This is a genomic window from Novosphingobium sp. FSW06-99 (genome assembly GCF_001519065.1).
Taxonomy (GTDB): Bacteria; Pseudomonadota; Alphaproteobacteria; order Sphingomonadales; family Sphingomonadaceae; genus Novosphingobium.
Genome location: NZ_KQ954252.1, coordinates 210,956 through 222,945, shown reverse-complemented (window position 1 = coordinate 222,945; position 11,990 = coordinate 210,956). Strand labels below are relative to the sequence as shown.

Below are 11,990 nucleotides of genomic sequence, written 5' to 3'. Positions count from 1 at the left end.
CTGGCACTCATATGGGTCTGACAGCAAAAAGGCGCCCCGGTGGTTGACCGGGACGCCTTTTGGCGAATGGACTGTGTTGCGGATAGGCGCAACCGGGTCAAGGCAAAGGTGTCAGCCTTCGTTGCCCGGACGCACATCGCGACGTTCGGCGATACGCGCCGACTTGCCGCGACGACCGCGCAGATAATACAGCTTTGCACGACGCACGACGCCGCGACGCACGACGGTGATCGAATCGATGTTGGGCGAATAGAGCGGGAACACGCGTTCCACACCTTCGCCGAACGAAATCTTGCGAACGGTGAAGTTCGAGCCGAGGCCACGGTTCGACCGCGCGATCACCACGCCTTCATAGGCCTGGACACGGGTGCGTTCGCCTTCGACGACGCGCACGCCAACGCGCACGGTGTCACCCGCACGGAAAGCCGGGATTTCCTTCTTTGCCTTGAATTCGGCAATGGCTTCAGCTTCAAGCTGCTGAATCAGGTTCATTTTTTTCGTCCGTCGTTCCACGCTGCGCACCAGAGGCAGACTGGACCCGAACGCCAGTGTGGCGTTCCCAAAGGTCCGGCCTGCGTAGCCGGGTATGATCTTCTGCCATGGATTTACGCCAGGCAGCGATCTTCGCATGATCCCCCGATCGCAGCACTTCAGGGATCGTGCGCCCTTCCCACTCGGTGGGTCGGGTGTAGTGCGGGTATTCGAGAAGACCGTTTTCAAACGATTCCTCGTGCCCACTGGAAGCCGCGCCCATTACGCCGGGAAGCAGCCGAATGCAAGCATCGAGCAGCATCAGCGCGGCACATTCCCCGCCCGACAGCACGACATCGCCCACCGCGATCTCTTCCACATCGCGCCCGGCAAAGATCCGCTCGTCAAACCCTTCGAACCGCCCGCACAGCACGGTAACCCCAGGACCCGCCGCCAGTGTGCGCACGCGGTCCTGGGTCAGCGGCTTGCCACGCGGGGTCATCGCCACCACGGGCACAGCGGGGTGCAGCGCGCGGGCGTGATCGACCGCGCGCGCCAGCACATCGACCCGCAGCACCATCCCCGCCCCGCCGCCCGCAGGCGTGTCATCGACGGTGCGGTGCTTGTCGGCGGCAAAATCGCGAATCTGCACGGCATCGAGCGACCAGGTGCCCTCGGCCAGCGCACGGCCTGCCAGGCTGTGGCCAAGAGGCCCCGGGAACATGTCGGGATAGAGCGTGAGGATAGTGGCGGCGAATGTCATGGTGCGATCCCCTGGCGCCTCAACGATGCCCTGTCGAGCACCGATCAGCGTGTCCAATCCTCGATCACCAGACCGGGCACGTCATCGAAATCCCGGCCATTGCGGGTGACCAGCACAAGCCCCCGCTCAAGCGCCTGCACGCCGATCAGCCGGTCAAAACTCTTGCGGCGCACGCCGATCGCCCGGATCACCGCGCCATAGCGCCGTGCGCAAGCCTCGTCGAAATCGGCAATGTCGAGGTTGGCCACAAAGACGTTGATCCGCTCAGCGTCCCGTCGCGAATCGGCTGACTGACGGCTGCCAACCATCAGTTCGGCCACGCTGATCGAAGACACCCACAACGAACCGAAATTTTCGGCCATGCGCTGCGCCAGCGCCGCGCTGCGCCCGTTGAGAAAATCGATGCAGGCATTGGTATCGAGCAAATACATCACGCCGCCGCCGGTTGGTCGCCGGAGCCCGGCCAGTCATAATCGTCCTGTTCCACGTCCTGCCGGTCTTCATCCATGAAACCGGGCGACATGCTGCCGTACAGGCCCATGAAGACCTTCTTGGCATCGCTCTTCTTCCAGATGCTGAAGCTGTCAGCATCATGCGGGACGATCACGATATCTTCGCCCTCGGCAATCCCGAGCGCCTTTGGCAGGCGCAAGGCGACCGAATTGCCCGACTTGAAGCTTTTGACCGTATATTCCCTGGCCATCACCAACTCCCGTATATCCGGTCAGTATATACAAAATCGCGGACTTGTCGAATCGTGCGGGGCCCGGCCATCCTGTAGCGAGCAATGCCGGTCGGCACTCCTGGTTGGCCAATGGCGAAAATTTCGGACGGCTCAGTCCTGCGCCCACGCGGCGGTGATCACCAGCCGATCGGCATCCCATTCCGGCACTGCTTCGGCGCGCATCGGCACCATGAAGCTTTTGCCATCGGGCCGCCGCACTTCTAGCACATCGCCTGCGCCGAAATTGTCGACCGCGATGCATGTGCCCAGCGCCGTGCCGTCGTCCGACACCGCCGGCAGGCCGATCAGGTCGGCATGGTAATATTCGCCAGCGCCCAGCGGCGGCAACGTGCTGCGCGGCACGGTCAGCAGGGTGCCGCGCAACGCCTCTGCCGCGTTGCGATCGATGCATTGGGCAAAGCGCGCGATCGCGCCGCCCTTGCCGTCGTCGCGCAACGCGGTCAGCGTCAGGGTGCCGCCGTTGAAGCCGTTTTCGCGATTGAGGTGGCGCTTCAAGGTCGCCACCCCTTCGCTGAACAGTTTCAGCCGCACTTCACCGGCCACGCCATGCGCGCCCGCAATGGCCGCCAGCGTGACCGGCTTGTCGGTCGCCAAGATCAGGCTTCCGCCGATTCCGCAGCGGCTTCAGCAGCCTCGGCCGCTTTCTTGGCCTTGTCGGCAGCGCGTTCAGTGGCCTTCTTGCCCGGAACGCCCGCGTTGGGGTTCAGCGTGACCTTGCGTTCCTTGATGCCCAGCTTGTCGAGCAGACGGGCAACGCGTTCGGTCGGCTGCGCGCCGACGCTCAGCCAATAGCGCACGCGGTCTTCGACCACACGCACGCGGTTTTCATCGTCCTTGGCCAGCAGCGGGTTGTAGGTGCCGACCTGTTCCAGATACTTGCCGTCGCGCGGGGCGCGGCTGTTGGACACGACGACCTTGTAATAGGGGCGCTTTTTGGAGCCGCCACGCGACAGACGCAAAGAAACAGACATGGATTACCCTTTCATCAGATTTGTAAAACAGGTGGAATTCAAAACAGTCATTTCCGTTTGAGCAAATCGCCCAGATTGGCCGGCATGCCGCCAAGGCCGGGCATCTTCATGCCGCCGCCCAGGCCGCCCGGCCCCATCGGCTGATCGAGACCCGGCATCGCCGCGCCCATACCGCCCTTGCCGAACATCGCGGCCAGGCCCTTGAGCCCGCCCATCTTGCGGATCTGCTTCATCGCGCGCGCCATTTCCTGGTGCATCTTGATGATCTTGTTGACGTCCTGCACTTGCGTGCCGGACCCTTTGGCCACGCGGATCTTGCGCTTGGCGTTGAGCAGTTCGGGCTTGGCGCGTTCCTTGGGCGTCATCGAGCCGATGATCGCATCCATGTGCACCAGCACTTTGTCATCCATGCCCGAATTGGCCATCGCCGCCTTGGCCTTCTTCATCCCCGGCATCAGCCCGGCCAGCGCGCCCAGTCCGCCCATGCGCTGCATCTGGCGCAACTGGGTGCGCAGATCGTTCATGTCGAACTCGCCCTTGGCCATGCGCTGGGCCAGCTTGTCGGCTTCGTCGGCGTTGACCGCAGCGGCGGCCTTTTCGACGATCGAGACAATATCGCCCATGCCCAGGATGCGACCGGCAACCCGTTGCGGATCAAACGCCTCGATCGCGTCGAGCTTTTCGCCGGTCCCGGCAAACTTGATCGGCTGACCGGTGACCGCGCGCATCGACAGCGCCGCACCGCCGCGCGCATCGCCGTCCATGCGCGTCAGCACCACGCCGGTCAGCGGCACTTGCCCCGCGAAATTCTGCGCAACGTTGACCGCGTCCTGCCCGGTCAGCGAATCGACCACCAGCAGCGTCTCGCGTGGTGTCGCGATCGCGCTGACGGCCTTCATTTCGTCCATCAGCGCCTGATCGACATGCAGTCGCCCGGCGGTGTCGAGCATCAGCACGTCGACCGCCTGCAACCGCGCCGCATGGAGCGCACGCGTGGCGATCTCGACCGGGGTCTGGCCCGGCACGATCGGCAATGTCGCCACGTCGACCTGGCCACCCAGCACGGCCAACTGTTCCTGCGCCGCCGGACGATTGACGTCGAGCGAGGCCATCAGGACTTTCTTGCCCTGCTTGTCCTTCAGCAGCTTGGCGATCTTGGCGGTGCTGGTGGTCTTGCCCGACCCTTGCAGGCCGACCATCATGATCACCACCGGCGGGGTCGCCGCCAGATCCAGCTCGGCCGTGCCGCTGCCCAGCATTTCGGTCAGCGCGTCGTGGACGATCTTGACCACTTGCTGGCCCGGCGTGACCGAGCGCAAGACCTGCTGGCCGATCGCGGTTTCGGTAACCCCATCGACAAACCGGCGCACCACCGGCAGCGCCACGTCGGCTTCCAGCAGGGCAATGCGCACTTCGCGCATCGCACCGCGCACGTCCTCTTCGGACAGCGCGCCGCGACCACGCAGGCGGTCGAAAACGCCGCTCAGCCGGTCTGACAGACTATCGAACAATCCGTGTCACTCCTGCCCAATTCCCGGCTATTGAGCCAGAACGCCAAAAACGCCGGTGGGCGAAACCTCGCCGACCAGCGTCCAGCATCTCCGCTTCAAAGCCGAAAGCCATTGGTGCGATCCGGCCCGAATTGGCCGATTCACGTGGTCCCCTTAGGCGCATGGCCACGATTTGGCAAGCGGGCCGTCTGTCCGGAGGCTTAACCCAAATTTCAACATGGCGGTTTATGCAGGCATACAGGGATTTCGCATTTGCAATTCCGGATTTGTGAGGAGCACGGCAGGGACGATGCCATCGCAGGATTTCCAGCATCGGCAGACCGGCGGCCAGGTGTCCGCTGCGAATGCGGCTGGGCTCAATCCCGGCCCCGTGCGCCTGCCTGCGCCTGGCGCGGCCCGGACCGAGCGCGATGTGGTGGCGCTGGGCATCATCTTTGCGGCCATCCTCCTGTTCGTCGGCACCGGCTCGTCAGTGCTGCCGCATGTCGTGCATCATCTCATTTCGGGCGAAGGCAGCGTCGATGCGCTGCTGACCAATGCGCTGCTGCTCAACATCGCGCTGATCATCTTTGGCTGGCGCCGCTATGTCGACCTGATGCGCGAAGTGGCCGCGCGGCGCGATGCCGAAACGGCGGCGCTGCGGCTGGCCGATACCGATGCGCTGACCGGGTTGCTCAACCGGCGCAGTTTCGATGTAGCGCTGGCCCGGCTGGCCGCCGCAACCGGGCAGCGCGATGGCAATCTGACGCTGATGCTGATCGATCTTGACCGGTTCAAACAGGCCAACGACGCGCATGGCCACCATGTCGGCGACGCCGTGCTGATCGAGGCGGCGCGGCGGGCCCGCGCCATGCTGCCCGCCGATGCCGTGCTCGCGCGGCTGGGCGGGGATGAATTTGCCGCACTGGTCCCGTTTGCACGCGGAACCGATTGCACCGGCCATGGCGATCGCCTGGCCACCGGGATCGGCGAAGCGATTGCGCTGCCGGTGCATTGCGATGATCACACGGTCGTGGTCACCGCGTCGATCGGGCTGGCTTGCCTGGCGATCACGCCCGCCAGCGCCACCGCAGACGTGGTCGCCACGCTGACCCATCAGGCCGATGTCGCGATGTACCAGGCCAAGAAAGGCGGGCGCAGCCGGCATTGCTGGTTCGAACCGGCGATCGAGGACGACATGCTGGCGCGCAACCGTCTGGAGCAGGCGATCCGCCAGGGCGTGCACAATGGCGAATTCCGCCCCTATTATGAAAAGCAGATCGATCTGGCCAGCGGCGCGATCACCGGACTGGAAATGCTGGCCCGCTGGCATTCGCCCGAACGCGGCATAGTCGGCCCCGACGTGTTCGTGCCGGTGGCCGAAGAGATCGGCGTGATGCCGGCCCTGTCGGAATCGCTGATTCGCCAGGCGCTGGTCGATGCCGGCGAATGGGCGCCGCACCTGACGCTGGCGATCAACATCTCGCCAGTGCAGTTGCGCGATCCGTGGTTTGCGCAAAGGCTGCTCAAACTGATGGTCGAAGCGCGCATCCCGCCCCACCGGCTCGATATCGAAATCACCGAAGACAGTCTGGTCGAAAACCTGCCGATGGTGCGGTCACTGGTCACATCGTTGCGCAACCAGGGGGTGCGGATCAGCCTGGACGATTTTGGCCATTGCGCATCAAGTTTGGCGCATTTGCGCGCGCTGCCGTTCGACCGGATCAAGATCGACCGCAATTTCATCGCCGGGCTGGGGCGCAACCGCGACAGCAATGCGATGGTCGAGGCGATCAGCTCGCTGGGCCGGGGGATGGACCTGCCGATCACCGCCGAAGGGATCGAAAGCCCCCAGATTCTTGACGAATTGCGCAAGCTGGGCACATTTCTGGGCCAGGGCTATATCTATGGCCACCCGTTGAGCGCCGAAGATCTGCGCGACGAGCTTGCCGCGCAAAGCCTGCTGGCGGTTTCGCCACGGCCAGCCGCAACAGTGCCGGACTCGCGCACCGCCTGATCAGGGCCTGATCAGGGCGATTTCCAAACCGCTCCCATTGTTCTAGTAGCCGCGACCATGCACATCCCGTTTCGCAAGATGCATGGCCTTGGCAACGATTTCGTGGTGATCGACGCGCGCGCGCATCCGGTCCCCGTGACCGCGCGCCGCGCCGCCGCGCTGGCCGACCGCAAGACCGGGATCGGCTGCGATCAACTGATCGTGCTCGAGCCCGCCACCCATGCCGATGTGCGCATGCGCATCTTCAACCCCGATGGCGGCGAAGTCGAAGCCTGCGGCAATGCCAGCCGCGCGGTCGGCATGCTGCTGGGCCCCGAGCACGGCGGCGAAACGCGTATTGAAACGCTGGGCGGCGATCTGGTCGCCCGCGTCGATGATCACGGTATCAGCGTGGCAATGGGGGTGCCCCGGTTCGGCTGGGACGCGATCCCGCTGGCCTATGCGATGGACACGCTGGCAATGCCGGTGGCGTGGGAGGATCTGGCCGATCCGGTCGCGGTCAACGTGGGCAATCCGCATGTGGTGTTCTTTGTGCCCGATGCCGATGCCGTCGATCTGGCGCGGCTGGGCCCGCTGATCGAGCACGATCCGCTGTTTCCCGCGCGCGTCAATGTCAATGTGGCCACGCTGACCGGCCCCGATGCGATCACGCTGCACGTGTGGGAACGCGGCGCCGGGCTGACGCGCGCCTGCGGCACAGGGGCCTGCGCCACGGCCGTGGCGGCGATGCGACGGCGGCTGACCGGGCGGCGCGTTACGGTCACCCTGCCGGGCGGGCCGCTGACGATCGCGTGGGATGCCCATGACAACGTGATCATGACCGGGCCCGCCGCAACCAGCTTTACCGGCACGTTCGCCGCCAACGATTACCCGGCATGAGCGCGACAGATCCGGTCATCACGCTCGGCTGCCGTCTCAACCTGGCCGAAAGCGAGGCGATCCGCGCCATGCTGACCGGCGCGCCGGGGTCGACGGTGGTGATCAATTCCTGCGCGGTCACCGCCGAGGCTGTGCGCCAGTCGCGCCGCGCGGTGCGCCGCGCGCGCCGCGACCACCCCGATGCGCGGCTGGTGGTAACCGGCTGCGCCGCGACGATCGAGCCCGATACCTTTGCCGCGATGGACGAAGTCGATGCGGTGGTGCCCAACCCGGCCAAGCTGGCCCCGCAAAGCTGGCGCGCGCCTGCCGCGCCTTCGACGGCATCGGCCCACCACACCCGCGCCTTTGTGCCGGTGCAGAACGGTTGCGACCACGCCTGCACGTTCTGCATCATTCCCGCCGGGCGTGGGCCCAGCGTGTCGAGCCCGATCGCCGACGTGCTGCACCGGGTCGGGGCGCATCTCGACCATGGCGTCAACGAAGTGGTGCTGACCGGTGTCGATGTCACCGGCTGGGGCGCCGATCTGGACCAGCCGTTGCGATTGGGCGATCTGGTTGCGGCCATCCTGCGCGCGTTTCCCGCGCTGCCCCGGCTGCGGCTGTCATCGCTCGACGGGGTGGAAATCGACCCGCACTTGTTCGAGATCATCACTGGCGAACCACGCGTGATGCCGCATATCCATCTGTCGCTGCAATCGGGCGACGACATGGTGCTCAAACGCATGAAGCGCCGCCACAGCCGTGCCCAGGCCATCACGCTGGTCGAACACCTGCTGGCGCGCCGTCCCGAGATCGCCATCGGCGCCGACCTGATCGCCGGTTTCCCGACCGAGACCGAGGCAATGCACGCCAACAACCTGAGCCTGATCGGTGCGGCGCGGATCGTCCACGGGCACATTTTCCCCTATTCGCCGCGCCCCGGCACCCCGGCGGCGCGCATGCCGCAAGTCGATCCGGTGCGCGTGCGCGAACGCGCCGCCGCCTTGCGCGCCGAAGTCGCGGTGCACCGCGCGGCCTGGTTGCAGGGCCTGATCGGACAGCCGCGCGTGGTGCTGGCCGAACGTGACGGCACCGGCCATTCGGGCGAATTCGCCCCTTATCGCCTGCCGCCGGGAAGCGTGGCGGGCCGCCTGATGACGGTCACCCCGACCACGCTTACCGAAGGACTGTTGGCATGAGCAGCGAGACCTGGAGCGACCGCCTGCTGGGCGGCCTGCGCAAGACACAGGAGCGGCTGGCCGACAATCTGGCCGGGCTGACCGGCGGCACGCGGCTGACCGGTGAACAGCTCGACGATATCGAGGATGCGCTGATCGCATCCGATCTGGGCCCGCGCGCCGCCGCGCGCATCCGCGAGCGGCTGGCCGCCGGGCGGTTCGAAACCGGGCTCGATGCCGCCGCCTTGCGCGGCGCGGTGGCCGCCGAGATCGAGGCAATCCTGCGCGGTGTGGCGCGTCCGCTTGAGATCGTGGCCTTTCCGCGCCCGCAAGTGATCCTGGTGATCGGGGTCAACGGTTCGGGCAAGACCACTACCATCGCCAAGCTGGCGCACATGTTCCAGGAACAGGATTACAGCGTGATGCTGGCCGCGGGCGATACCTTTCGCGCTGCCGCGATCGGTCAATTGCGCGTCTGGGCCGATCGGCTGGGCGTGCCGATCGTCAGCGGGGCCGAAGGTGGCGATCCCGCCTCGATCGTGTTCGACGCGGTGAAACAGGCGACCGCCGCAGGCACCGACGTGCTGATCGTCGATACCGCCGGGCGTTTGCAGAACAAGCGCGAGCTGATGGACGAACTGGCCAAGATCCGCCGCGTGCTGGGCCGCCTGAACCCCGAGGCGCCGCATGATGTGGTCCTGGTGCTCGATGCCACCAACGGCCAGAACGCGCTGCAACAGATCGACGTGTTCCGCGAAGTGGCGGGCGTGACCGGGCTGGTGATGACCAAGCTGGATGGCACCGCGCGTGGCGGGGTGCTGGTGGCCGCCGCCGAACAAGTCGGATTGCCGATTCATGCCATTGGCGTGGGCGAAAAGATCGATGATTTGCGCCCGTTCGACCCCGCGCTGGTCGCCCGGGTGATTGCCGGAGACGTGCAGTGACCGCCAAGAAAACCGCCGGATCGGCCTGGATCAACCTGCTGGTCGATTATGGACCACTGCTGGTATTTTTCCTGGCCTATCGCCATTTCACGCCGAAGGGCACCGACGCCGGGCTCAACGCCGTGGTCGGCGTGACCAAGAGCACGGTGGCCTTCATGGTCGCCACGGTGGCCGCGCTGCTGATCTCGAAATGGCGGCTGGGCAAGATTTCGCCGATGCTGTGGCTGTCATCCACGCTGATCATCGCGTTCGGCACGCTGACCGTCCTGCTGGGCGATCCGACCTGGATCCAGATCAAGCCGACGGTGATCTATGTGCTGTTCGCCGCGATCCTGTTCATCGGGCTGTACTTTCGCCGCCCGATGCTGCGCGACCTGCTGCAATCGGCGTTCGACGGGCTGAACGAGGAAGGCTGGCTGAAACTGTCGCGCAACTGGGCGTGGTTTTTCGTGTTTCTGGCCGTGCTCAACGAACTGCTGCGGCACTGGTTCAACAAGGACAACGGCGGGTTTGAAACCTGGCTGACGATCAAGGTGTGGGGCGTCACCGCGCTGTCGTTCGCGTTCACTTTTGCCCAGTTGCCGATGCTGCTGCGTCACGGCATGGGCGAAAGCGCCGAGGGCGAAGCCGAAAGCACCACCCCGCACGACTGATACCAGGTCGCGCAAAGCGCGACACATACCGCCCGCCCCGCCTCCCCGCCCGACCACCAACGATACCATCAGGCTATGGTGGTCGGGCGGGGAGGCGGGGCGGGCGGTATCACTGCACGTCAGTGCAGTTCAATGACGATCGGCATGATCAGCCCGGATGGTGGCCCAGTGTCCAGACATAGGCCGCGACGGCATGCACATCGCCGGCATCGAGCGGGGCGCCACCCAGCGCGGGCATGCCACCGCTGGTCTTTTTGGGATGCGCCACCCCGGCGGTGATCGTCGCGGCCAGACCGGCCACCGATCCGTCGCTCCACTGATAGGCCGGGCCGACCAGCGATCCGCCCGCCGCGCTGCCGCGCCCGTCGGAACCGTGGCAGCCGACGCATGTGCCGCCCTTGATCTCGCCGAAATAGATCCGCTGACCAAGCGCAACCTCGTCCGCGCTCGATCCCGGTGGGGGCACTGGCGGCGCGCCGCTGAACGCATCGCCCGATGTCAGCGCGCTTTTGACCACGGCGCGCGGCGCCTCGGTCAGCGCGGCATCGGGCGCGCCGTGATAGGTCACGCGCCAGATCGTGCCGCGCACATCGTCGGCGATATAGAGCGCGCCATCGGGCCCCACCGCCAGCCCGGCCGGGCGGTGTGTGGCGCGGCCCGGTTCGCGATATTCGCCGGCAAACCCGTCGGCAAAGCGAATCCAGCGCCCCGACGGCCTGCCGTCGCTGAGCGGCTGAAACGCCACCAAATAGCCATCCTGCGGCGCAGGCGCGCGGTTCCATGATCCGTGAAAGGCGATGAAGGCGCCTTGGGCATAAGCACCGGGGAAACGCTGCCCGGTATAGATCGCCACGTCGTTGGGCGCCCAGTGCGCAGGATAAGCCGCCACCGGCAGCGTCTTGCCCGCGCAACGCCCCTGCGACTTGCCACCATCGCCGCCATATTCGGGCGCGAGCACATGGCGCCCCTGCCCGGCATCGTAATAACAGGTGGGCCAGCCGTAATCGGCGCCCCGGAATGGCGAAAACAGGATCTCGTTGGGCAATTCGGCGCCCTGTTCGCCGGTATAGAGCGCGGGCCAGTTCTGCGACAACTGGTCGCGCCCGTGCTGCACCGCAAACAGCCGCCCGGCCGAATCGAACGTCAGCCCCCCGGTGTTGCGGATACCGGTGGCCCAGCGGTCGGCGGGCGCAAACACCTGGCGCAGTCGATCGGCGCGATAGGCCCACAGGCCGCCCCGCGTCTGCTGTTCGATGCACGGGTCGGCGCCCTTTGCGCCCGGCTGGCGGTTGGGATGTTCGCAGGTGTTGGTGGCCGATCCCGAATTGACCAGCAAAGTGCCGTCCGCTGCGATCACGAAGGGATGCATCGGATGGTCGCCGCCCAATACCAGCCCCGACAGCACCAGTTCTCCCGGTTCGCCCGGCGCCATCTGTCCCGGCGTCAGCGCATAGCGCACGATCGTGCCGCCCTCTTCGGCATAGACCGCGCCATGCCACAGCGCGATGCCGGTGCCGCCCTGCCCCCCGCGCCGGGGCGTCGAGCCGAACCGTTCGATCACATCGGCCACGCCATCGCCATCGCGATCCTTCAGCGCCACCACAAAGCCCCCTGCCGGTGCCGGATTGTGCGGAAAATAATCCTCTGAATCCCACGTGTTGACATAGACCGTGCCGTCGGCTCCGACGGTCAGGTGCCGCGTATGGCCCAGATGATCGGCATAGACCGTGGCACAAAACCCCGGCGGCAAAGTCAGCCCGCCGTTGTCCGCCGCGCAATCGGCCGGCAGAGCCGGGGGCGCGGCGGCCAACCGGGCATGCCCGCCCACCAGCGCCAGACCGATCGCGCCAGTCGACAGCGCGGCAAGGGCGGACAAGCGAACGAACGGCAGCGTCATCGG

At 66.0% G+C, this 11,990-nt stretch carries 13 protein-coding genes; 5 read left to right on the top strand and 8 right to left on the bottom strand.

Annotation, left to right across the window (positions count from 1 at the left end; genetic code table 11):
• Positions 1-111 precede the first annotated feature (111 nt).
• The 7 genes from rplS to ffh all read right to left on the bottom strand — a co-directional run bounded on the left by rplS (position 112) and on the right by ffh (position 4,461).
• Positions 112-492: a 50S ribosomal protein L19 gene (gene rplS, locus AQZ49_RS03665; RefSeq protein ID WP_067613049.1), complete on the bottom strand. Its 381-nt coding sequence runs from the start codon at positions 490-492 to the stop codon at positions 112-114.
• The gene (gene trmD / locus AQZ49_RS03660; RefSeq protein WP_067613475.1) at positions 470-1,234 is read right to left on the bottom strand and encodes a tRNA (guanosine(37)-N1)-methyltransferase TrmD; all 765 of its coding nucleotides are present in this window, start codon (positions 1,232-1,234) and stop codon (positions 470-472) included. The genes rplS and trmD overlap by 23 nt, the downstream gene beginning before the upstream one ends.
• 44 nt (positions 1,235-1,278) lie before the next feature.
• Positions 1,279-1,665 (bottom strand): type II toxin-antitoxin system VapC family toxin, encoded by a 387-nt coding sequence (locus AQZ49_RS03655; protein ID WP_067613047.1) that lies wholly within the window; start codon positions 1,663-1,665, stop codon positions 1,279-1,281.
• Positions 1,665-1,937: an antitoxin gene (locus AQZ49_RS03650; protein WP_067613045.1), complete on the bottom strand. Its 273-nt coding sequence runs from the start codon at positions 1,935-1,937 to the stop codon at positions 1,665-1,667. Before AQZ49_RS03650 ends, AQZ49_RS03655 begins: the two co-directional genes overlap by 1 nt.
• 132 nt (positions 1,938-2,069) lie before the next feature.
• Positions 2,070-2,573 (bottom strand): ribosome maturation factor RimM, encoded by a 504-nt coding sequence (gene rimM / locus AQZ49_RS03645; protein ID WP_067613043.1) that lies wholly within the window; start codon positions 2,571-2,573, stop codon positions 2,070-2,072.
• Positions 2,574-2,575: 2 nt separating this feature from the next.
• Positions 2,576-2,950: a 30S ribosomal protein S16 gene (gene rpsP / locus AQZ49_RS03640; protein ID WP_067613041.1), complete on the bottom strand. Its 375-nt coding sequence runs from the start codon at positions 2,948-2,950 to the stop codon at positions 2,576-2,578.
• A 47-nt stretch (positions 2,951-2,997) separates the two neighbouring features.
• Positions 2,998-4,461, bottom strand: a complete 1,464-nt coding sequence (ffh, locus tag AQZ49_RS03635; RefSeq protein WP_067613039.1) for a signal recognition particle protein — start codon at positions 4,459-4,461, stop codon at positions 2,998-3,000.
• Positions 4,462-4,750: 289 nt separating this feature from the next.
• Here ffh and AQZ49_RS03630 point away from each other — a divergent pair, with 289 nt between their 5' ends.
• The 5 genes from AQZ49_RS03630 to AQZ49_RS03610 are packed head-to-tail and all read left to right on the top strand — an operon-like array spanning position 4,751 to position 10,090.
• Positions 4,751-6,457: a putative bifunctional diguanylate cyclase/phosphodiesterase gene (locus AQZ49_RS03630; RefSeq protein ID WP_082701298.1), complete on the top strand. Its 1,707-nt coding sequence runs from the start codon at positions 4,751-4,753 to the stop codon at positions 6,455-6,457.
• A 57-nt stretch (positions 6,458-6,514) separates the two neighbouring features.
• A complete protein-coding gene (gene dapF / locus AQZ49_RS03625; protein ID WP_067613037.1) occupies positions 6,515-7,336 on the top strand; it encodes a diaminopimelate epimerase in 822 nt (273 codons plus the stop codon).
• Positions 7,333-8,514, top strand: a complete 1,182-nt coding sequence (locus AQZ49_RS03620) for a MiaB/RimO family radical SAM methylthiotransferase (protein WP_067613035.1) — start codon at positions 7,333-7,335, stop codon at positions 8,512-8,514. Before dapF ends, AQZ49_RS03620 begins: the two co-directional genes overlap by 4 nt.
• A complete protein-coding gene (ftsY, locus tag AQZ49_RS03615; protein WP_067613033.1) occupies positions 8,511-9,437 on the top strand; it encodes a signal recognition particle-docking protein FtsY in 927 nt (308 codons plus the stop codon). The genes AQZ49_RS03620 and ftsY overlap by 4 nt, the downstream gene beginning before the upstream one ends.
• The gene (locus AQZ49_RS03610; protein ID WP_067613031.1) at positions 9,434-10,090 is read left to right on the top strand and encodes an inner membrane-spanning protein YciB; all 657 of its coding nucleotides are present in this window, start codon (positions 9,434-9,436) and stop codon (positions 10,088-10,090) included. Before ftsY ends, AQZ49_RS03610 begins: the two co-directional genes overlap by 4 nt.
• A gap of 148 nt (positions 10,091-10,238) precedes the next feature.
• Here AQZ49_RS03610 and AQZ49_RS03605 read toward each other — a convergent pair whose 3' ends face one another.
• On the bottom strand, positions 10,239-11,987 hold the full coding sequence (locus AQZ49_RS03605) for a PQQ-dependent sugar dehydrogenase (RefSeq protein ID WP_067613029.1): 1,749 nt from the start codon (positions 11,985-11,987) through the stop codon (positions 10,239-10,241).
• Positions 11,988-11,990 lie beyond the last annotated feature (3 nt).